14 protein-coding genes are annotated in these 21,224 nt (G+C 72.6%); 4 read left to right on the top strand and 10 right to left on the bottom strand.

Translation table 11 applies throughout. The features are described from left to right. The first annotated feature begins 236 nt into the window (after positions 1 to 236). On the top strand, positions 237 to 788 hold the full coding sequence (locus tag VFE82_RS05020; RefSeq protein ID WP_324999146.1) for a hypothetical protein: 552 nt from the start codon (positions 237 to 239) through the stop codon (positions 786 to 788). A 90-nt stretch (positions 789 to 878) separates the two neighbouring features. Here VFE82_RS05020 and VFE82_RS05015 read toward each other — a convergent pair whose 3' ends face one another. From VFE82_RS05015 to VFE82_RS04995, 5 genes are all read right to left on the bottom strand, one after another. Beyond that, positions 879 to 1,358 (bottom strand): VOC family protein, encoded by a 480-nt coding sequence (locus VFE82_RS05015; RefSeq protein WP_324999144.1) that lies wholly within the window; start codon positions 1,356 to 1,358, stop codon positions 879 to 881. Positions 1,359 to 1,544: 186 nt separating this feature from the next. Next, a complete protein-coding gene (locus VFE82_RS05010; RefSeq protein WP_324999143.1) occupies positions 1,545 to 3,398 on the bottom strand; it encodes a hybrid sensor histidine kinase/response regulator in 1,854 nt (617 codons plus the stop codon). A gap of 242 nt (positions 3,399 to 3,640) precedes the next feature. Further along, on the bottom strand, positions 3,641 to 4,330 hold the full coding sequence (locus tag VFE82_RS05005; RefSeq protein ID WP_324999142.1) for a hypothetical protein: 690 nt from the start codon (positions 4,328 to 4,330) through the stop codon (positions 3,641 to 3,643). 254 nt (positions 4,331 to 4,584) lie between these two features. Then, a complete protein-coding gene (locus VFE82_RS05000; protein WP_324999141.1) occupies positions 4,585 to 4,821 on the bottom strand; it encodes a hypothetical protein in 237 nt (78 codons plus the stop codon). A gap of 188 nt (positions 4,822 to 5,009) precedes the next feature. Beyond that, positions 5,010 to 5,972 carry a LysR family transcriptional regulator gene (locus tag VFE82_RS04995; protein WP_324999140.1) on the bottom strand — a complete coding sequence of 321 codons (963 nt, stop codon included), beginning with the start codon at positions 5,970 to 5,972 and terminating at the stop codon, positions 5,010 to 5,012. A gap of 428 nt (positions 5,973 to 6,400) precedes the next feature. Here VFE82_RS04995 and VFE82_RS04990 point away from each other — a divergent pair, with 428 nt between their 5' ends. Together VFE82_RS04990 and VFE82_RS04985 are read left to right on the top strand one after the other, a co-directional pair. Next, entirely contained in the window at positions 6,401 to 7,663 is a 1,263-nt protein-coding gene (locus tag VFE82_RS04990; RefSeq protein ID WP_324999139.1) for an MFS transporter, read from the top strand. 5 nt (positions 7,664 to 7,668) lie between these two features. Beyond that, positions 7,669 to 8,277 (top strand): LysE family translocator, encoded by a 609-nt coding sequence (locus tag VFE82_RS04985; protein ID WP_324999138.1) that lies wholly within the window; start codon positions 7,669 to 7,671, stop codon positions 8,275 to 8,277. 105 nt (positions 8,278 to 8,382) lie between these two features. On the opposite strand, the gene VFE82_RS04980 is transcribed toward VFE82_RS04985, so the two are convergent. Further along, positions 8,383 to 9,339, bottom strand: a complete 957-nt coding sequence (locus VFE82_RS04980; protein WP_324999137.1) for a LysR substrate-binding domain-containing protein — start codon at positions 9,337 to 9,339, stop codon at positions 8,383 to 8,385. Between the two features lie 105 nt (positions 9,340 to 9,444). Between VFE82_RS04980 and VFE82_RS04975 the strand changes: the two genes are divergently transcribed. Further along, the gene (locus tag VFE82_RS04975) at positions 9,445 to 10,239 is read left to right on the top strand and encodes an SDR family NAD(P)-dependent oxidoreductase (protein ID WP_324999136.1); all 795 of its coding nucleotides are present in this window, start codon (positions 9,445 to 9,447) and stop codon (positions 10,237 to 10,239) included. Between the two features lie 104 nt (positions 10,240 to 10,343). On the opposite strand, the gene VFE82_RS04970 is transcribed toward VFE82_RS04975, so the two are convergent. The 4 genes from VFE82_RS04970 to VFE82_RS04955 all read right to left on the bottom strand — a co-directional run bounded on the left by VFE82_RS04970 (position 10,344) and on the right by VFE82_RS04955 (position 21,085). Next, positions 10,344 to 11,618, bottom strand: a complete 1,275-nt coding sequence (locus tag VFE82_RS04970; protein ID WP_324999135.1) for a DEAD/DEAH box helicase — start codon at positions 11,616 to 11,618, stop codon at positions 10,344 to 10,346. Positions 11,619 to 11,758: 140 nt separating this feature from the next. Beyond that, positions 11,759 to 13,951, bottom strand: coding sequence for a penicillin-binding protein 1C (pbpC, locus tag VFE82_RS04965; protein ID WP_324999134.1), 2,193 nt, complete (start codon positions 13,949 to 13,951; stop codon positions 11,759 to 11,761). A 13-nt stretch (positions 13,952 to 13,964) separates the two neighbouring features. Beyond that, on the bottom strand, positions 13,965 to 15,161 hold the full coding sequence (locus tag VFE82_RS04960) for a serine hydrolase (protein WP_324999133.1): 1,197 nt from the start codon (positions 15,159 to 15,161) through the stop codon (positions 13,965 to 13,967). Beyond that, positions 15,158 to 21,085 (bottom strand): alpha-2-macroglobulin family protein, encoded by a 5,928-nt coding sequence (locus VFE82_RS04955; RefSeq protein WP_324999132.1) that lies wholly within the window; start codon positions 21,083 to 21,085, stop codon positions 15,158 to 15,160. The genes VFE82_RS04960 and VFE82_RS04955 overlap by 4 nt, the downstream gene beginning before the upstream one ends. Positions 21,086 to 21,224: the final 139 nt, after the last annotated feature.

Genomic DNA, 21,224 nt, shown 5'->3' with positions numbered 1-21,224 from the left:
ACGGGCGGCCGCCCTGCCGGGCACGTCCCTGGACGCCAGGCCCGGCAGGTCTCCCAGCAAGGCATGGCCCTTTTCTCCTGAGCAAGCGCGCGCACACGCCCGTCGAGGGCCGGCGTGACGGCCGGTGGTCGGTGGCCTTCAGGAGCGCCTGACCGCCGGACAGGACCGAGTCCCACAAGCTCGACGAGAGCCGGCGCGATCAGATGCGTCTTTCGGAACCCGACTAGGAGAACCCCATGCAACGCACCCTCGTGGCGCTCGGCTGTGCCGCCGCCCTGATCGCCGGCAGCGCCCTGGCGCAGCAACAGCCGCAACAGAACTCGGCCACCACCGGCACGCCCGCGACCAACACGCCCTCGGGCGGCAGCGTCACCGACCGTTCCAAGCAGGCCGCCCAGACCGTCGGCGAGAAGACCCGCGAAGCGGCTGGCCAGGCCAAGGACAAGCTCCAGGACACCGCCCAGAAGGCCAAGTCGGCCACCGACCAGTCGAGCCAGTCCGCGCAAGGCGGCTCATCCGGCCAGGATGCCAAGTCGATGGGTGCATCGGGCGCGTCCGGCTCGTCCGGCGGCGGCGCCGACGATCCGAAGCAGAAGCAGAAGCAGGCCGATGCCGACTACAAGTCGGCCAAGGCCCAATGCGAGCCGATCCAGGACCGCGCGCAGAAGTCGCTGTGCGAGAAGCAGGCCACCGCCGCGCACGCGAATGCCGAAGTCGAGATCGAGAAGGCCAAGGCAGCCCAGGGCGGCAGCACCTCCTCGATGGGGGCCGGCAAACCGTCGCAGTGAGCAGGCACTGCCGCGCGGCAGCGGTGCCGGGTCCTGCTGGCCCAGCGCTGACGGCGTGGGCAGCACGCAACCGGGCAGCACCCGGCCGCGTCAGCCGCGTCGCGCGGCTTCGATCGCGGCGATGTCGATCTTGCCCATCTGCATCATCGCGTCGAAGGCGCGCCGGGCGGCGGCGCGGTCCGGGTCGGCGATCGCTTCGCTGAGGACGCGCGGCGTGATCTGCCAGGACAGGCCCCACCGGTCCTTGCACCAGCCACAGGCGCTCGCCTGTCCGCCGTTGTCGACGATCGCGTTCCACAGGCGATCCGTCTCGGCCTGGTCCTCGGTCGCCACCTGGAAGGAAAACGCCTCGCTCGGCCGGAACGCCGGCCCGCCGTTCAGGCCGAGGCAGGGGATGCCGAGGACGGTGAACTCCACCGTCAGCACGTCGCCCTGCCGGCCGGCCGGATAGTCGCCGGGCGCGTGGACGACGGCGCCCACCGCGCTGTCGGGAAAGGTCTGCGCGTAGAACCGCGCGGCCTCCAGTGCGGTGCCGTCGTACCAGAGACAGACCGTGTTCTTGCTGGCCATGGATTCCTCCCACGTCGAGCGGGGCCCGGGCCGTCGGGCGATGCACAAGCGGCCGATGGCGGCTGCCACGCGAGGTGCGCCGCCCCGCCGGCGAGTCTGCCACGGGATGGTGCGGCGGTGCCATGCAGCGCGGTCCTGCCGCCTGCCCGTGCGTTCCGGCTGGAACGGCTGCAACGACTGCGGGATCTAGGTCTTCGCCTCCGCCCTCGGCCCTGCGGCAGCGCCGAGGGCCTCCTGGAGCCCATTGGGCGTCAGGGGCTTGACCAGGTGCAGGTCGAAGCCTGCGTCGGCCGTCCGCTGGCGGTCGGCCGGCTGACCCCAGCCGGTGAGGGCGACGAGCCGCGTCGTGGACAGCCCGCGATCGGCGCGGAACTCCCGTGCGGCCTGGATGCCGTCCATCACGGGCATGCCCAGGTCCAGGAACGCGACATCCGGCCTGAACCGCCGCGCCAGCGCCAGCGCCTCGCGGCCGTCCGACGCCGTGACGACCTGGTGGCCCGCCGCCCGCAGGAGGCTGGCCAGGGTGTCGGCCGCATCCACGTTGTCGTCGGCGACCAGGATGCGCCGGGACGGAGCGGAAACACCCTGCGGAACGTTCTCGTGCGCCGGCCGGGCGGACGGCTCCTGCACGCGCGGCAAGCGGACCCGGAAGGTGCTGCCCTGCCCGCTCCCGTCGCTGTGCACATCGACCGTGCCACCGTGCAGGCGCACCAGGCTGTCCACCAGCGCCAGGCCGATGCCCAGCCCTCCTCCGGCGTGGGCCTGGTGGTCGCGTACTTGCGAGAACAGTTCGAACACCCGCGGCTGGTGCTCCGCCGGGATGCCGATGCCCGAGTCGCTGACACTCACGACCACCTGCCCCGGCGCGAGCGACGATTGCACGCGGATGTGGCCGCCCGCCGGCGTGTACTTCACCGCGTTGGACAACAGGTTGGAGAACACCTGGGTCAACCGGTCGGCGTCGCCGCGGACGAACACCTCGCCCTCCGGCAGCTCGACGGAGAGCCGGTGGGATTTGGCGTCCAGGCTGGCCTGCACGGACTCCAGGCTGCGGGCGAGGACGTCCCCCACCGACACCACGTCCAACACGACCCGCACCTTGCCCGAGGTGATGCGTGCCACATCCAGCAGATCGTCGACGAGGCGCACGAGGTGGTCGAGCTGCCGGTCGATCACATCCAGCGTGCGGCGGGTGGCTGGCGCCTCCTGGCTCTTCAGCCGCAGGATCTGCATGCCGTTCTTGATCGGCGCGAGCGGATTGCGCAGTTCGTGCGCGAGCGTCGCAAGGAACTCGTCCTTGCGACGGTCCGAGGTGCGCAGCGCTGCCTCGGCGAGCCGACGCTCGGTCACGTCGAGGACGAACTCGATGACTTCGTCGCCGATCTTGCGCGGCGCGAACAGACCCCACCAGCGGCTGCCGTCCTTGCGCATGTACTCCTTCTCGTACGGCACCGCCTCGCCGGTTTCCGTCACCTGCCGCACCGCGTGCCAGGAGGCCTGGTGGTACTCCGGCGGCGTGAGTTCCTGCCAGGTCTTGCCCATCGCTTCGGCATGGCTGAAGCCGCTCATCCGCGCGAAACCTTCGTTGATGTCCACCAGACCGAACGCGGGCCCCCACGAGATGACCCCGACGGTGGAGATCCGGCGCAGGCCGATCAGCCGCTCCACCATCTGGCGGTGCTGCGAGATGTCGTGCAGGCGAAGACCCAGGCAACCCGGCGAGCCGGGCAGCGGGAATGCATGGACCTCCACCCAGTCCGACCCCTTCCAGGCCAGGCAGGCGCGCAGTGGCTCGCCGCGCGCCGCGACGTCCTCGAGCAGCCGGGTCCACGGCGGATCGAGCCGCAGCAGGCCCGCATCCGGTTGCAGGCCATGGCTGGCGAGGAACTGCTGGCAACTGGCATTGGCGTGCAGCAGGCGCAGGCCGCGCGCGTGCCCCGACGGCTCACCCTCCGGCTGCAACACGCAGCAGCAGTCGTCTGTCATGTCGAAGAACGTCTGGAAGACCTCCTCGAGCCTTGTGGTCGGGCTGGAGTCCATGGGCCATGCATGATGGCGGCGGCCTCTGCACCGCCGCGTAGGAAGACGGGCACGTGTGCTGACCGACGGAGGAACAACGCACCGGCGTCAGCGCAGGCAGCTCGGCTGGATGCGTCAGCACCTCGCGTCGATCAGGCGAGCAATGCGGCCGCGTGGACATGCCGTCGCTTCAGCGACGCTGCCAGGCGCCTGCCATCCCGCGGGACCCGGTGCAGGCGCTGGCATGCAGCGCGCCCGCCGCCTCAGCGCGGACCCGGCGTCAGCACGGCGGTGCGCAGCTCGCCCGGTCCGACGGAGCTCACGGGCTGCCAGGCGATGGCGATGGCATCGTTGGGCAAGCGCAGCCCGGCATGCTCGTGCGAGTGGCTCGCGGCCTGGAGCTCGATCGCCGGATCCAGCGGCTCGCCGGTGTCGGAGACGTGCTGCAGCGACAGGCTGGCCCGCATCTCGTTGCTGAACACGAACCGCAGGAAGCCGCCGCCGAGCGCCGGCACCTGGTCCACGCGGTCGCCGATCAGCCCGGCGGGCAGCGACGGGAGCACCGTCTCGCTGCCGACCCGTTGCCCGGTGGCGTCGTAGCGCTGCTCGAAGTAGGTCCGCTGCAGCGTGCCGCTGCTGTCGAACTCGGCCATGTCCCAGACGATGCGGTAGCCGCCGTCGGCCGTCACGTCCATGCCGCGCAGCGACTGGTAGCCCACGGTCGTGTCGTTGGCGACGGTCACGGGGCCCATCGTGTACCGGACTTCGGTGGCGCCCGCCGTCACGCCCGAGGCGCTGGTGCCGAGTGCGGTGGCCGCACCGGTGGCGCCGGTCGACGCGGTGGAGCCTGGCGCATTGCCGCCACCACCACCGCCACAGGCCGAGACGGCCAGCAGAAGTCCGGCGAGGAGCGGCATGACGGCGCCGCGGGGCCAGTGAGGGCGTGCTTGCATGGTGTCTCCCGAAGAAACTGCGGTCCCGCACGGCAGGGGTGCGAGGCATCCAGGGTTTGTAGAAGAAGCCGGTCTGCTGCGCGGCCGTGCAGAGCCCGCTTCGCAACCAGTGGTTTCCGCGGTTACGCGCCGCGGCCGTCGCACGCTCCGGCGCTCACATCGGCGCGGTGGCACGCCCACCAAGCCGTTACGGCTTGGAACCGGTCGGGTTGCTTACTTTCAACAGGCGGCGTCGTCGCTGCACGTGCCGGGCTTCAGTGCAATGCAGTCGCCGCCGGCAGGCCGAGCCGGCTGCGCAGGCTGTGCTCGTACTCCCAGTCGCTGGCGCAGTCGACATCGCAGAACAGGCGGTCGGCGATGCCGTCAGTGTTACCGCAGTGGTGGCAGCTGCCCATGGGCTGGAGGATGCGGCTGCGCTGGCCGCGGGTGGCCAGCGCATGGTTCAGGTAGCGCTGCTCGGAATCGAACGCGAGGTCTGCTTCATCGGCCATGTCTGTGTCGGACCGCTCGGGATCCGCCGTTTGCGAACATGTCCCATTGTTCGGCCGCACGCGGTGCGCCGGCCTTCTGGCTCGTCCGGTGCTGCTGTAGGACCGCTGCTGAGGCAGCCATCAGCGTTCGGCCCGTGGTCAGCCTCCACGCGCCCGGCGGACGGCCCGTAAGGCCTGGAGGGGCCGCGTCAGCGCGTTGGCGGCACCACCACCGGATCGCGCCGGAGGGCCTGCATGGCCAGCTCGACGAACGCCCTGGTCTTGGCCGGGACGAAGCGCACGCTCGGCGTCACGAGGTGGATGGCGCTCTCCTCACCCACGTCCCATTCGGGGAGCACCGGCAACAGGCGGTCGCGGTCGGGGTGCTTGTCCAGCAGCCAGTCGGTCGCAACGGCGATGCCGGCCCCCTGCGCCGCCGCCATGACCAGGGTTTCGGCATCGTCGGAAGTCATGGCCAGGGGCACCGCGATCTCGCGACGTTCAAGTCCCTGGCGCAAGATCCAGCTGGAGCGGCGCTGGAAACCGGCGAAGCCCAGGCACCTGTGCTGCAGCAGGTCCTCTGGGCGCGCCGGCGTGCCGTGCTTGGCCAGGTACGCCGGCGAGGCGACCATCCGCCGGCGCACGGCGGCGACCTTGCGCGCCACCAGCGTGCTGTCGGCCAGCTTGCCCAGCCGTACCGCGACGTCGTAGCCCTCGCCGACCAGATCGACGAAGTGGTCCGCGTAGTGCGCCTGGATCCGCAGGGTCGGGTATCTCGCCATCAGCACCGGCAGCAGCGGCGCGACCCACAGCCGGCCGTACGCCCGCGGCAGCGAGATCCGCAGCGACCCCTGGGGGACGTCGCCGTGGGCCGCCATCTCGGCGTCGGCGTGGGCGATTTCCTCGAGCACCGCCGTCATGCGCGCGAGATAGCTCGTGCCGGCTTCCGTCAGTGCCACCCGGCGGGTGGTGCGGGCGACCAGTCGCACGCCCAGCCGGGCCTCCAGCGCCGCGACCCGTCGCGACACCGTGGACGCATTCCGCTCGAGCCGGCCGGCAGCCGCGGTGAAGCTGCCGCATTGCGCCACCGCCACGAACGCCTGCACCTCGTCCAGGTGGCCGGCTTCGAGCAGGGCTCCGCCGAGGACGGGGGTGGAAGGAACGGACGCCACGCCGGGAGTTTAGTGCGCCTGACGCAACAGTCATTTGCATCGGGCTCGATTGCGGCGGGTGGCGCACGAATGTCCAATGCCTCGACGTTCCCGACCGAGCTTCCTTGCGAGCCCCCACCCACCATGCATGTCCTCTTCTCCGACCAGCCGGGCGGCGCCGGCCCCGTGTGTCGCACCGGTGCCGTGTCCATTCCCTCCACGCTCCCCTGCCAGGGGTGCCTCCATGTGCACACCCCTGCGGTCCGCAGGCGCCGCACGATCTCGTGCCAGAAGTCCGGGCGACCCCCGGTGGTCCGGGTGGCGGCGCCCGGGACGCCCAGGGCGCCCGGTGCGCATGCCGCGGCGCCTGGCGGGCGCGCGCGCATCGCCCGGCCCGGCGAGGTGCTGCCCGTGGAGGACCTGCGGTGAGCGCGGCGCCAGGACACCCCGTGGCAGGCCAGGCGGCAGGGCGCTGGCACGTGCTGGCCGCCGGCTTTGCGGCCAATGCCGCGTTCTCGGCCGCCATCTCCGGCCTGCCGGCCGCGGCGGTCCTGCTGCGGAGCCAGTACGTGCTCTCAACGGGCGACCTGGGCATCGCCTTCAGCGCCGTCGGGCTGGGCATCGCCCTGAGCGAACTCCCCTGGGGCATGGTCACCGACCGGGCCGGCGACCGGAGCGTGCTGCTCGCGGGGCTGGGCCTCACCGCAGCGGTCCTGCTCTGGATGGCCGCCTTCGTCTCGCCATCGGCAGCACACCTGCCCTCGCTGGCGCATCTGGTCACCTGCATGGCGCTGCTGGGCCTGGCGGGCGGCAGTCTCAACGGGTCCAGCGGGCGTGCCGTCATGGCCTGGTTCTCCGAAGCCGAACGCGGCCTGGCCATGGGGATCCGGCAGACGGCCCTGCCGGTGGGCGGTGCCGTGGGCGCGCTCGCCGTCCCGGCCGCTGCGCGTGCCTGCGGGTTCGCACCTGTCTTTGCGGGTCTGGCGCTCTGCTGCCTGATGGCAGCTGTCTACTGCTGGCATTGCGTCCGCCCTGCCGCGGCGGCCTCGATCCCGCTCGCGCAGCGTCCGGGCGAATCCGCCCCCAGGATACCGTTCGACCGCCGCGTCTGGCGCATCGCGCTCGGGATCGGCGCCCTCTGCGTCGGCCAGATCGCCGTGCTGAATTTCATGGCGGTCTTCCTCCACGACCTGGCCCGCCTGGGCGTCGTCGCCACCAGTGCCTGGATGGCCACGTACCAGGTGGCCGCCGCAGCGCTGCGCATCGGGAGCGGCGCGTGGACGGACCGCCGCCGCAACCGTCCGGCCTTCCTGCGGACCTGCAGCGCCGTCTCCGGCGCCGTGTTCGTGATTCTGGCGGGGCTGTCGGCCCTGCTGGCGGCCCGCCCGGCGAGCACCCTGGCCATGCACGCCGGCGTCGCCTGCCTCGTGCTCGCCGGGACGGTCGCCTCCGGCTGGCACGGCGTTGCCTTCACCGAGCTGGCCACGTCGGCCGGTCCTGCGCGCGTCGGCACGGCGCTCGGGCTGGGCAACACGCTGGCCTTCGGCGCCTACTTCCTCACGCCACTGGCCGTGCCCCTGGCACTCGCGATGGCCGGATGGCCCGCGGCCTGGCTGCTGGTCGCACTCTGCGCCGCGGCGGCGATGCGCCTCTTCCCGGGCCCGGCCGCCCGTGCAGGAGCTCCTGCAGCGTCGCGCAGCGCGCGGGCCTGAGCACCATGCTGCACGCCTGGCTGGGATTTCTGGCCGTCGCGCTCCTGACGGCGTTCTCGCCGGGGCCGGCGGTCACGCTGGCCGTGGCCCATGCGCTCTCGGCAGGACCGCGGACCGCGGCGCTCAGCTCCCTCGGCAATGTCGGCGGGGTCCTCGTGGTCGGCACCGCCTGCGTCCTGGGGCTGCACGCCCTGGCGACGGACCCCTCCGTCCTGCGGGCGATCCAGTTCGCCGGCGGCGCATCCCTGATGGTCCTGGGCCTGCGGGCGGCGACGCGTCCGGCCGCGCCGGCGGATCCCGGCGACCGGCACCAGCGCGTCCGCACGGGGGCCGCGGCGACCTTCCTGCAGGGCGCGGCCGTGGCCGTTCTCAACCCCAAGAGCTACCTGTTCTTCGGCGCGGTGGTACCGGCCGTGTCGGGTGCGGCGGCGGCCACGGCGATGCTGCAGGTGATCGCCTTTGCCGGATGCACGGCCTTGTCGCACGCCACGTACATCGTGCTGTGCCACCGCGGCCCCCTGTCCGGCCAGGGCGCCCGGGCCCTCGCCCGCTGCTGCGGCCTGGCGACCGCCCTGCTCGGCGCCGGCTTCATCGGCACGGCGCTCACGACGTGACCGCGCGGACGACGTGCCGTCAGCCGAGTCGCTTCGGTCGATTGGAAGACGGGCTGCCTCCGGTCACGCTTGCCGCCGTCGCCCGCCTCGCACGCGCACCGCCCTTCAGCGGCCCACCCGCCGCGACCGCTGGCGCAGCACGCGCGGTGGCGGCCCGGGCTCGGCTGCGGCCAGCTCCGGCGCCACCACCTGCGCCAGCCACTGCATGACCGCCTGCACGCGCGGCGGCACCTGCCGGCGATGGGGATACACCAGGCTCACGGGCAGGGGGGCGGCCGTGAACTGCGGCAGCACCTCCACCAGCTGGCCGGCTTCCACCAGGCGCCGGGTGCCGCGCACGGGAGCCTGGATGAGCCCCAGGCCGGCCAGGCAGGCCGCCTGGTAGGCGTCGGTGCCGTTGACCACGACGGTGCTGCGCATCGGATGCACGCGGACGACGCCATCCTGCTGGTACTCCCAACCCGCCCCGTGCGTGCCGAGCCGCGCGGCGTAGTGGACCACGCGGTGGTGGGCCAGATCCTCCAGCGACACGGGGGTTCCATGGGCCCGCAGATAGGCCGGGCTGGCCAGGTTGCACATCGGCAGTTCGCCCAGCGGCCTGGACACCAGCTCCGAATCCGCCAGCGCGCCGATGCGCAGCACGCAGTCGAAGCCTTCCCGCACCACGTCGACCCGGTGGTCGGTGCTGCTGATCCCGATCTCCAGCAGCGGATGCGAGGCCAGGAACTGCGGCAGCCGCGGGATCACGACGTCCCGCGCGAAGGTGCTCGGCAGGTCCAGCCGGAGCCGCCCGCGCAGGCCGGCCGCCGCGGGCTGGAACATGCCGCGCAGCTGCTCCGCGTCGGCCAGCAGGTCCCGGCAGCGCGCAAGGAACTGCTCGCCGTCGGGCGTGAGCCGCACATGCCGGGTCGTGCGCTGCAGCAGGCGCGTCCCGAGCTGGGCCTCCAGGCGTTGCACCGCGGCCGAGACCCGGCCCTTGGCCAGCCCCAGCTGCTCGCCCGCCCGGGTGAAGCTGCCCAGCTCGGCGACCCGCGCGAACACCTGCAGTTCATGGAGTTCCATCCGGGCATTGTCCGTCATGACGGAACAGTTCGTGTCGCCACGCCGCATTTATCCGGTCGGACGGAACGCCTAGAGTGAACCCACTTCCACTTGCCGGAGATCTCCATGACCCCCTCGACCACACCGACCACCTCCACCACGTCCACTCCCCGCATCGCCCTGGTCACGGGCGGCAGCCGCGGGCTCGGCCGCAGCATCGCCCTCCATCTGGCCGCGCACGGCACCGACGTCATCCTCACGTTCAGGAGCAACGAAGCCCAGGCGCACGACGTGGTGCAGCGCATCCAGGCGCTCGGCCGGCGTGCGGTCGCCCTGCCGCTCGATGTGGCGGACAGCGGTGGGTTCGCGGCATTCGCCGGGCGCGTGCAGCAGGTCCTGGCCACCACCTGGCGGCGCGAGCGGTTCGACCAGCTGGTGAACAACGCCGGCACGGGCCTGCACGCGCCGATTGCCGAGACGCGCGAGGCCCAGTTCGACGAGCTCTACGCCGTGCACCTGAAGGCGACCTTCTTCCTGACCCAGAAGCTGCTGCCGCTCATCGCGGACGGCGGCCGCATCGTCAACACCTCCAGCGGCCTGACCCGCTTCACCTTCGCGGGCGCAGCCGCCTACGCGGCCATGAAGGGCGGCATCGAGGTGCTGACGCGCTACATGGCCAAGGAACTCGGCCCACGCGGGATCGCCGTCAACACCGTGGCGCCCGGGGCGATCGAGACGGACTTCGGCGGTGGCCGGGTGCGCGACAACGCCGACCTCAACGCGCAGATCGGCGGCCTCACCGCGCTGGGACGCGCCGGCCTGCCGGACGACGTCGGCGGCGCGGTGGCTGCGCTGCTCTCCGAGGGCACCGGCTGGATCACCGGGCAGCGGATCGAGGTGTCGGGCGGGATGGTGCTGTAGCAACGGCCCGGCTTGCGCCGCCACCGCGCGGCCGCCCGCGGGGTCGGACGGCCCGACCGTGGCACGGCGACGGCTCGGGCGGAGGTCGCACGCGCCGAACGGCGCTAGCCGACGCTGCCCTGCGGACCGCCGCCCTGCCCGGCCGCCGCGGCGCGCAAGCGATCCTTCTTGTTGGGCTTCCTGCCCTTGATGCCGCCCGCGCCAGCCTCCGCCGGCACGGGCGGCGCCAGCTCCAGCGGCTCGAAGCCGGCCACCTGCTCGCGCGGCAGGCGCACGTCCTGGCGTTTCTCGATCAGCCGCATGTGCGCCTCGGTTGCCGCACTGACGAAGCTGACCGCGGCACCGCTCGCGCCCGCGCGCGCCGTGCGGCCGATCCGGTGCACGTAGTCGTCGGGCGAACGCGGCAGGTCGTAGTTGACCACCACGGCGAGCCCGGGCACGTCGATGCCGCGGGCCGCCAGGTCGGTGGTCACGAGCACGTTCACGGTGCCGGCGCGCAGGTCCTCCAGCACGCGGGTGCGCTGCGACTGGCTCATCGCGCCGTGGAGCGGCGCCGCCTGGACGCCCCGGCTCGCCAGCTTGCCCGCGACGTGCTCGGTGGCGTAGCGGGTCGCGACGAACACCAGCACGCGGCGCCAGCCGCCCTCGCGCACGAGGTGGCGCAGCAGTTCCGTGCGGCGGGAGGCGTCGACCGCGATCGTCCGCTGGTCGATCTGCGGCAGGGCCTCGGCCTGCGACGCGGCCGCGACGCGCACCGCGTCATGCAGCAGGGCATCGGCCAGGGCCTGCACGTCCGGCGGGAACGTGGCCGAGAAGAGCAGGTTCTGGCGCTGCGCCGGCAGCGCGGCCAGCACCCGTTCGCGCTCGGCGGCGAAGCCCAGGTCCAGCAGGCGGTCGGCCTCGTCGAGCACCAGCGCCTGGACGGTGTCCAGCCGCACGGCATTGCGCTCGAGCAGGTCGAGCAGGCGGCCCGGCGTGGCCACGACGATGTCGGCACCGCCGCGCAGCCGCATCATCTGCGGGTTCACCGACACGCCGCCGTGGACCACCGCCAGCTTCAGGGGCCGCGTCGGGGAACTGCCCAGGCGCAGGAACACGTCGCCGACCTGCGCCGCCAGTTCGCGCGTGGGCACCAGCACCAGGACGCGCACGCGCCGGAAGCCTTCCTGGCGCCCGACCACGAACCGCTGCAGCAACGGCAGCGCGAAGGCCGCGGTCTTGCCCGAGCCGGTGGGCGCCAGCCCGAGCAGGTCCTGTCCGCGCAGCAGGGCTGGGATGGCTTCCACCTGGATCGGCGAAGGCGTGGAAAAGCCCGCCTGCGTGCAGGCGTTGGCGAGCGAGGGCGACAGGCCCAGCGAGAGGAAGGTGGGAGCGCTCATGGTGAACGAAGGAGCGAGCCAGGAGGCGGGAGAGTCCGCCATCGAGGCGACGAAGTGCGCATTGTCGTGGCTGAGCCTGCCATCCCTTGCCGGCGCGCCGACCAGAGCCGGCCGGGGTTCTGGCTGCGCGCCCCTCCAGCCTATCTGGCCGGGAGGTCGGCACGTCCCGGCTGACGGTTCGCCGGGAGCGGGGAATCGGCCGCCTTGGTCTTGCCTGGCGCCGGACGCAACCCCGCTCCGCGCACCTCCACCTGCACTTCGTCGAGCGTGCGGCCGTCGGCGGCCACCAGCCGCAACCGGTGACGCCCCGGCCAGGGCAGCCAGCCCGCGTCGGTCCCCTGGGCGAACTCGCGGCCATCGAGCTGCCAGCGCACGCCCCGCGCTGCGGTGGAACGCAGCGCGACACGTTGGCGGTTCGCGGGGATGTCGGGGTCCAGCGCGACGATGGTGCCGTCGGCCGGCGAGAGGATGCGGGGCGCGGCTTCGGCCGCCGGGGCATCCCCGTCGAGGCGGACCAGCGCCTGCTGCGTGCCGGCCATGAACCATTCGCCCCGCGGCGCCTCCAGGCCGCCTTCGAAGCGGACCGCCGCCTGCACCACGCCGGCGGGCGGCACGGGCACGCGGGAGGGCTCCCGCGAGTGCAGGTGCCGCATGACCGCCGCCCACGCAGGCGCGGCGCCGCTGGTGCCGCTGACGTCGTGCATCGCCGCGCCGCTGGCGTTGCCGACCCACACGCCGACCGTGTAGCGCTGCGACCAGCCGACCGCCCAGTTGTCGCGCATGTCCTTGCTGGTGCCGGTCTTGACGGCTGTCCAGAACCGGGTGGCCAGGATGCTGTCCGTGCCGAACGTGCGCGCACGGGCATTGGGGTCGGACAGGATGTCGCCGACGATGAACGCTGCTGCGGGGTCGAAGGCCGGGCGCATCGGCGCGCGCGCCTGCGACGCCAGCCAGCGCACGTCGGACACCCGGCCGCCGTTGGCCAGCGTCCGGTACGCATTGGCCAGTTGCAGCAGCGGCACGTCCGCGCTGCCGAGTGCCAGGCTGTAGCCGTACCAGTCGCCCGTGTCCTTGAGCGGCAGGCCGGCGTCGCGCAGCTGGCGATGGAACGCGTGCGGCGACACGGTCACCAGCGCCCGCACCGCAGGCACGTTCAGCGACGAGGCCAGCGCGGTGCGCACCGACACCATTCCCTTGAAGTGGTGGTCGTAGTTCTGCGGGATGTACAGCCCCGACGCGGTCGGGATGTGGGCCGGCGCATCGTCCAGCAGCGACGCCGCGGTCAGCCGCCGCTCGGCGATGGCCTGCGCGTAGAGGAAAGGCTTGAGCGTCGAGCCGGCCTGGCGAAGCGCCGTCACGCCGTCCACTTCCGCAGCCTGGCTCAGCGTCCCGGAGGATCCGACCCAGGCCAGCACGTCGCCGCTGGCGTTGTCCAGCACCAGCATGGCCCCATCCTCGACATGGCGGCGGCGCAGCTCGCGCAGCTGCTGCTGCAGCGCCTCCAAGGCCACGCGCTGCACGTCGGCCCGCAGCGTGGTCACGATGCGGGCCTGCCCGCCCGAGACGGCCACCGCCCGCCGCGCCAGGTGCGGCGCGATGCCCTCGCTGGCCGCGAACGCGCGTCGCTGGAAGGCGCCGGTGGTCATCAGGTCGAGGCCGATGCAGTCGGCCACCTCGCCCATGTCTCGCAGCAAGCCGCACGCGCGGCGCGCCACCATGCCCGCCGCGGCATTCGGCGCGCGCACCAGCGCGGCGGCGATGGCCGCCTCCTGCGCGTCCAGCCCGTGCGGCGCCTTGCCGAACAGGGTGCGCGACAGCGCGTCGATGCCCACCACCTCGCCGCGGAAGGGCACCAGGTTGAGGTACGCCTCGAGCACCTGGTCCTTGCGCCAGCGCCGCTCCAGCACCTGCGCGGCCGCGGCCTGCCCCAGCTTCTGGGGCACGGTGCGGCCGCCGGCACCGGGCTTCCAGTCGTCGTCCAGCAACCCCGCCAGCTGCATCGTGATGGTCGAGGCGCCGCGCGTGCGCTGGTGCCAGAGCCTGCCCCAGGCGGCCGACGAGACAGCACGCCAGTCGACGCCGCGGTGCTCCCAGAACCGCCGGTCTTCCGACACCACCATCGCCAGCCGCAGCGCGGGCGAGACGTCCTCCAGCGCCACCCACTCGCCGCGCCGCACCTGGTCGTCGCGCCGCAGCCGGTGCAGCAGCTCGCCGTGGCGGTCCAGCACCTGGATGTCCGAAGGCCGGTGCGCCTGCTTCACCTCGTCGAAAGCCGGAAGCGCCCAGGCGGCGCCCGCGCAGAATGCCAGCAGGACGGCGGCAATGCGCTGCATCGGTGTCCCGCCTCTACACGCCGACCGGGGCCCGCATCGCCGCGGCCATGATGTCGCTCAGGGCCGGGACCCAGAGCGCGGACTGGTCCAGCGCCGTCTGCACCAGCACGGTCTGGGTGGTGCGCTCGATGATGATGCGCTGGCCGTCGTGGCCGACCATCATCATCCAGTTGCCGTCGGCGCGGCCATGCCAGAAGAAGCACTTGTAGCCGACCTTCGGCGCGGCCTGGCCGAAGCGCACCTGCGCGTCGGCCGCCGACCACGAGGCGCATTCGTCGATCCAGCGCGCACTGACCACCTGCCTGCCGTCGATGGCGCCGCGCTGCGCCACCAGCTGCGCCAGGCGCGCCCAGTCGCGCAACCGCGCGCCGAAACCGATGCAGTTGAACTCGTGCCCCTGTCCGTCGCACAGCCAGCTGGCATCGCCCTCGGCGCCCAGCGGCTGCCACAGCGCCTGCTGGCAGAACTCGGCCAGCGGCAGTCCGGTCACCTGGCGGATCACCATCCCGACGGTGAGCGGGCACAGCTCGTTGTAGTTGTAGCGCGTGCCCTGCGGCTCCTGGGCAGCGTTCCACGAGCGCACCACCGCCTCCAGGTCCGAGCCCCCGTCGAGGAAGGCGCGCGGATAGATCGTCGGGTTGTCGCGGTCGTGCAGGATGGCGGCGCCGCTGGACATGTTGGCCAGGTTGCGCAGCGTCACACCGCCGTGCAGCGTGCCGCGCAATGCCGGCACGTAGTCGTCCGCCCTGTCATCCAGCGACCGCACCAGGCCGCGGTCGATGCAGATCCCCAGCAGCAGCGACGTTACGCTCTTGGCCATCGACCAGCTGGTCATGCGCATCTCGGGCTTGCGGTCGAACTGGTACGCCTCGAACAGCACGGTGCCGCGGCGCGCGATCAGCAGCCCGCTCACCGGCCACGCGCGCAGATAGGCCTGCGCCTGTGCGGCGACGGGCTCGAACGCCTTCACGCCTTCCGGAGCAAGTACCGCCAGCGGCGCCGCGCCGGCCGGTGCCGCGATGCGCCGGGCACGGAACATGGACTCGTAGCCGCCGGAGTAGTTGCCGACGCGGTACTGCCGGTCGGTCCAGTTGCGCTGGGGTCCCCAGCCGCCGGGATAACCGAGCCTTTGCTCCCAGTCGGCCGCGGCGCCCCAGGCGGCCCCGCCAATGGCCAGGGCACCGGCCCCGAGCACGTCGCGTCGCTTCATCGTCCTGCCTCCACCTTGATCCGCGCATTCGGCAGCTCGCCGAACATCTCCGGCGCGTACATCGCCTCCACCCGCGAGGGCGGCAGCGAAAAGTCGCCCACGTTGTTCAGGCGCACCGTGTACTCGACCTTGACCGCCCCCTTGGGGAGGTACTCGTAATAGCTGCGGAAGGCCTCGAAGCTGCGCTCCTCGAACGCCGGCCACGACCAACCGCTGCGCTTCTCGCCCTGCGTGGCGATCTGCGAGTCGCGGCCCAGGCCGGTGCCGAGGATCGTCGCGCCACCCGGCACCGGATCGCTGACCACCACCCAGGTCATGTCGGCCGAGGCGTTCACTTCCAGCGTGATGCGCGCGACGTCGCCCCGGCTCCATTGCCCGGCCACCGCCTGCTCCACCGGCGTGACGGTCTTCTTCAGCTGGTAGCCGGCGAAGAACGGCGCCTTCAGGTCCACCGCGGCCAGCGACTGGAGCGTGAGCCAGGGCTTGCCCGCGCCCTGGTGCGTGACCGTGAGCGTGTCCTTGCCTGCACCCCACGGCAGCATGGCCGTGTTGTTGCGCAGCGTGCCGGGGCTGGCCGGCGCGCCGTAGACCGAGCGCTCGTTCGGCGCGCCACCGGCGTCGGAAGGCTTGACCCGCTCGACCCTGGCCCAGTCCACGGTGCCGGCCTGCGTGCCCAGCACGGCCCGGGTGACGCCGGCCACCGGCACCGATTCGAACTTGCGCGCGAACTTCTCCAGGGCCAGCCCGCCCCAGAGGTTGGCCGTGGTGGTCAGCCAGGCGCCGCGCTGCTGGCGGCCGATGAAGCCGTTGGCCAGCCGGCCCATGTCGTCCTTCCAGGCCGGGTCGTCCAGCACGGCGAGGATGAGGCGGGCGCTGTTGGTGTCGCCGCTGGCCATCAGCCACCACCAGTAGTCGTCGCGCTCGGTGCTGAAGACCAGCTTGGTGCCCTGGTAGGACAGCCGTGCGCGCAGCACCTGCGAGGCTTCCGCGAGGCGCTGCTCGCGCTGCGGCACGTCGGGCACGCGGCGCAGGATGTTCATCCAGTCGATGACGGCGCTGGTGGGCCACTGGTTGGGCGCGATGGTGATGCTGCCCAGCTGCCGGGCCTGCGCCTTTCCATAGCGCGAGAGCGCCTCCAGCGCGGCCAGCTTGCGCACGTCCAGGTCCTTGCGCGGGCTCCAGAAGTCGCGCTGGATGCGGCCTTCGACGAACGCCGCCAGGCCGCGCTCCATCGGCGCCCGCACGTCGTCGGGCAGCGCGAAGCCGGGATTCAGGGCCGCCGCCTCGTGCGTGGCCGCCAGCACGTAGGCGGTCAGGATGTCGCTGCCGCGGTTGGCCTCGCCGTCGCGCGGCGGGAAGTAGCTGGCCAGGCCGTCCGCGTCCAGGTAGGTCGGGATCTGCGACGCCACCGACTGCCACAGCTTCTCGTCGCGCAGGCCCACCGCCTTGCTGGTCTTCTGCTCCAGGCAGGCGAAGGGATAGTTGGCAAACCAGTCGCGCACCCCCGGCAGGCCTTCGGCCAGCTTCGGTTGCAGTGCCACCTTGAGGCCCCCGCGCTTGTCGCCGGCGACGGGCAGCGCATCGGCCGGCGGCGCCACCTCCAGCGCGTAGGGCCCGTCCAGTTGCACCAGCGTGGCCTGCTGCACCGTCAGCGGCACGGCGGGCACGATGCGCTGGCTCACCTTGAGCGCATCGCGCGCACCGCCCAGCAGGTCGCGCGCTTCGATCTCCCAGAGGATGGCGCCGGCCCGGGTTTGCGCCAGGGCGGCGGGCGCGGCGACCATCCATGCGACCTCCCGCGCCTCGCCGGCGGGCACCTCGACCTGCTGCGGCGCGAGCGTCAGGCCGGTCGCGCGCGGCGCGACCTCGACCTTCATCGCCTTGCCGGTGGTGTTGCGCACCGTCAGCTGGGCGCGGAACTGGTCGTCGTCGCGCACCAGCGGGGGCAGTCCGCTGATGACCTGCAGGTCCTGCGTGGTGCGGATCGTCGCCTGCCCGGTGCCGAACAGCTGCGCGCCGTGGTCGGCGACGGCCACGATGCGGAAGCTGGTGATCGCATCGTTCAGCGGCACGGTCACCACCGCCTCGCCCCTGGCGTCGAGCACCACGCGCGGATTCCACAGCAGCAGCGTGTCCAGCAGCTCGCGCTGCGGGCTCTTGCCGCCGCCACCGCCTGCCGGCACGGCCTTGCGCCCGTAGTGCCGGCGGCCGATGATCTCCATCACCGCCGTCGATGTCTCCACGCCCCAGGCGCGCCGCTGCAGCATGGCGTCCAGCAGCTTCCAGCTGTCGTTGGGCATCAGCTCCAGCAGCGCCTGGTCGACCGCCGCGAGCGCCACTTCGGCGCCGGCCGCCGGCGACCCGTCGGGCTTCTTCACCGCGATGGTCACGCGCGACTGCCCGCGCACGGGATACGACGCGCGGTCCGGCTTGACGGCCACCGCCAGCTCGTGCGCCCTCGCCCCGACGCGGAACTCCGCCAGGCCGAGGCGGAACGCCGGCTTGGACAGGTCCACCATCGCGGTGGGCGCCACCCAGTCACGGCCTTCGTCGCGCCAGGCGTGCCACCACTCGCGGGGCGCCTTGAAGCCCCAGGTGAAGAAGCTGTACCACGGCACTTCGCGCAGCCGCCCGCGCAGCGCCAGCACGCTGACGTACACGTTGGGTGCCCAGCCCTCCTCGACCTTCAGCTCGATGGTCGGGTCGTCGCCCCGCAGCTGGACCACCTGCGTGCGCACGATCCCCTCGCGCTCCACCGCCACCAGGGCCGTGGCGAAGCGGAACGGCATGCGCACCTGCAGCCGGGCCGTCTCCCCCGGCTGGTAGGCCTTCTTCTCCGGCAGCACGTCGATGCGGTCGCTGTTGTCGCCGCCGAACCAGAGTTCGCCCTGCCGGGTCACCCACACCGAGCCTGCCGCCTCGTGCGTGCGGCCTTGCGCATCGGTGGCCGAGGCGACGAGCTCGACCTCGCCGGCCTCCTGGAGCCGGGCTTCGCACAGCAGCAGGCCGCGCGAGTCGCTCGTGCCGCTGCACACCGTCCCCAGGTCCTTCAGGTCGGTCTTGCTGTCATAGGTGTAGAAGCCGCCGACCATGCGCTTGCGGCTGCTGGTGGTGACTCGCACCTGTGCCTGCACCTTCAGCGCCACGCCCGCGGCCGGCTTGCCGTCCAGGCCCAGCGCGAGTGCCTGGAAACGCATCGCCTGGCTGCTGGACACCCAGCTCTCGGTCTTCAGACCTGCGACCACCGCGGCGGGCCAGACGGTGGCCACGTGCCGGAGCGTCTGGACCTCGCCGTTCGGGTCGGCATAGCTGGCCTCCAGCACCAGCTCCTGCGGCTGCCTGGACCGGGGCACGTCCGGCACCGTCACCTTGCCGGCGCCCTGCCTGTCCAGCGTGATCGGCAGCTTGTCGGCGATGACGCGGGCGTCCCCGGACGTCGAGGCCTCCTCGTCGCCGTGCCCGCTGTCGCCGCGCCGGCCGCGCGGCGGGTTGAAGCTGAACGCCTCGAAATCCGGAGGCGACGGCACCTTGGGACGCACCATCGCCGACACGCGGACCGGCAGGTTGGCCGCGCCGCCGCCGGCCAGGTAGTTCACCTGCACGCCGGCCGGGACGCTGTCGACGCCGACCAGCTGCTTGTCGAGGGGGGCGATCCGCCCCTCGAGCACCGGCAACCGGAACTCCTCGACGCGGAAGCTGCCGGTGCTGGTCTCGCCGCGCGACGTCGCCAGCGCGACCTCGTACACGCCCAGCTTGGCGGCGGGCGGAACCTTGAATTCGCCTTCCGCGCTCTGGCCGCCGGTGCCGGTGCGCCGCCAGGCCAGCGCCTGCTTGAACTGCGTGCCGCTCCCCACGTGCGTGACGATCACCTGGGTCGGCAGGTCCGTCGGCACCGACAGCCCGCCACGCGTTTCCACCCTGGCGATGTGCTTCATCGACACCGTCTCCCCCGCCCGCAGCAGCGTGCGGTCGAACACGGTGTGCAGCCGCTGGTCGGGCATGGCCTCGCGACTGACCGGCACGTCGAAGCGCCAGGGCTCGATGCCCCGGTTCCAGTCGCTGAAGGTGAACGCCAGGTCTTCGCCGCCCCGGCCATCGCCGGCGCGGGCGCTGACGAACCAGGCGGTGCGCCATTGCTGCTGGTCGTCGCCGAAGCAGGCCGGCGGCTGCGGCCCGACACCCTTCAGGTCGGCGATCCCCTGGGCGTTGGTGGTGGCGGTGGCCACCTCCTTGCCGTCGCAGGACGAGACGCGCACCGTCGCGCCCGCCACCGGCTTGCCCTTGTCCAGCGTGGTCACCCAGGCCAGCGCGTTCTCGCGGCCCAGCTTGAAGTGCACGGCCAGGTTGGTCACCAGCGCGGTCGTGCGGACATACATCGTGCGCTGCGCGCCGTAGCGGGCATCCAGCAGCGACTGGCCCAGCAACGGCGAGGCGATCTCGACCACGTGGAACCCCGGCGTCATCGGGATGCCGACCACCTCGAACGGCCGCGGGTCGCCCGCCGCGGGCTTGGGCAGCTCCAGCGACCGGACGCCGGCCTGGCCCGCCAGCAGCGACAGCGTGCGCGCCTCGACGCGCCTGCGGTCCTGGCCTTCCAGCGCCGGCGGCAGCGGGTGCCTGACGTCGCGCGATGCGTCCCCGCGCTCGACGAACCAGTCGTCGTACCGGCTCACCTTGCGCATCCACGCCAGGATGTCCGCGTCGCTGCGCGGCGTGAGGTCACCCACCCTGGACGCCTGCAGGCCCTGGATCTTCAGCGCCGCCTCGACGTTGCGCAGCGTGACCGGCAGCAGCGGGCCGCTGTCGGGCTCGGCGTAGCGCTCGACGATGCCGAACGGCGCCGCGGCGAACTTGGCCAGCGGCGGCATCGGCCCGGTGGACACCTTCAGCGGGAAGTTGTCCGCGTTGCGCAGCGCACGCCCCGACGCGTCCTGGAAATCCCCGGGCAGTTCCAGCGCGAAGGCCGTGCGTTCGGGGAACAGCCCCTTGAAGGTCACGCCGCTGACCACCGCGTCGCCGTCGCCGGCACGCGGGTCGAACTCGGGCTTGAACTCCTGCTTCTCGCTGCGCAGCCGGATCTTCTCGGCGATGCGGCGCGGCACGGGCGCATTGAACGACAACGCCAGCGGCCGGATCGGCAGGCACGCCGCCTGCGCGTTCTCGCGTTCGCAGCTGAAGCTGGCGGCGAACGGCTCGCGAACCTGGAACGCGAAGCGCTTCTCGATCCGGTTGGGAACGCCGCTGGGCGTGGCGACGCCCATGCCGTAGACCAGCTGCACGCGCGCATCGGGCGGCAGCTTGCGGTTGCAGGCCAGCGCGGCATGGCGCAGCGGCTCCCGGGCGGCTTCCTTCTCCAGGCCCTGGGCCTTGAGCAACGGCTCGCGCTCGCGGGGCGCCAGCAGGCGGACCGGCACGCGCTCGCCCAGCCCCTCGACACTGCAGCTCACGCCGGCCTGCAGGCTCTCCAGCGTCGCCGGGCCATTGAGGCGCAACAGGAAATACTGCTCCTCGTCGATGCCCCCGCCAGCAGGCCAGATCGATTGGACGAAGGGCCCGCCCGTGGTGAACCGCCAGGTGCCGGCAGCCAGTTCCGCGCCCTGGGGCGACTTGAAGCCGGCCCGGGTCTGCAACGTGCAGCTGACACCCGGCGGCAGGTCGTCCCGGAAGTCGAACACCCATTCGCGGTCGCTGGTCCAGCGGCCCGTGCCGGCCGTGGCTTGGGCGTCGCTGCACGCCAGCTGCACGGGCGCCGCCGACTTCGGGTCGCCGAAGGTGGCGCCGGAAGCGTCGAGCTTGACGACCACCTGCCGCACCCGGGCCACTTCGCCTTGCGGGGAGACCGACACGGCTTGCAGGGCATGGGCGCGGCCGGCGGCGAGGGCCAGCACCAGCCACAGGGCGCGGACGTAGGGATGACGGGGCAAGGGACCTCCGATTGTTCTTGTCGGCGGCAAGGGTAGCGCATGGAAGAGCTGCCGGCGGCCCGCCCGGCGTGCATCCTTCACGCTGCGGCGCAGGCAGGTTGCCGATGCGCCGCGGGCACGGGGGGCACCGTCAGATCGG

It is taken from the genome of Ramlibacter sp., assembly GCF_035655895.1.
Taxonomy (GTDB): Bacteria; Pseudomonadota; Gammaproteobacteria; order Burkholderiales; family Burkholderiaceae_C; genus Ramlibacter.
The sequence above is the reverse complement of the archived record's forward strand: the minus strand, read 5'-3'. Positions and strand labels throughout refer to the sequence as shown.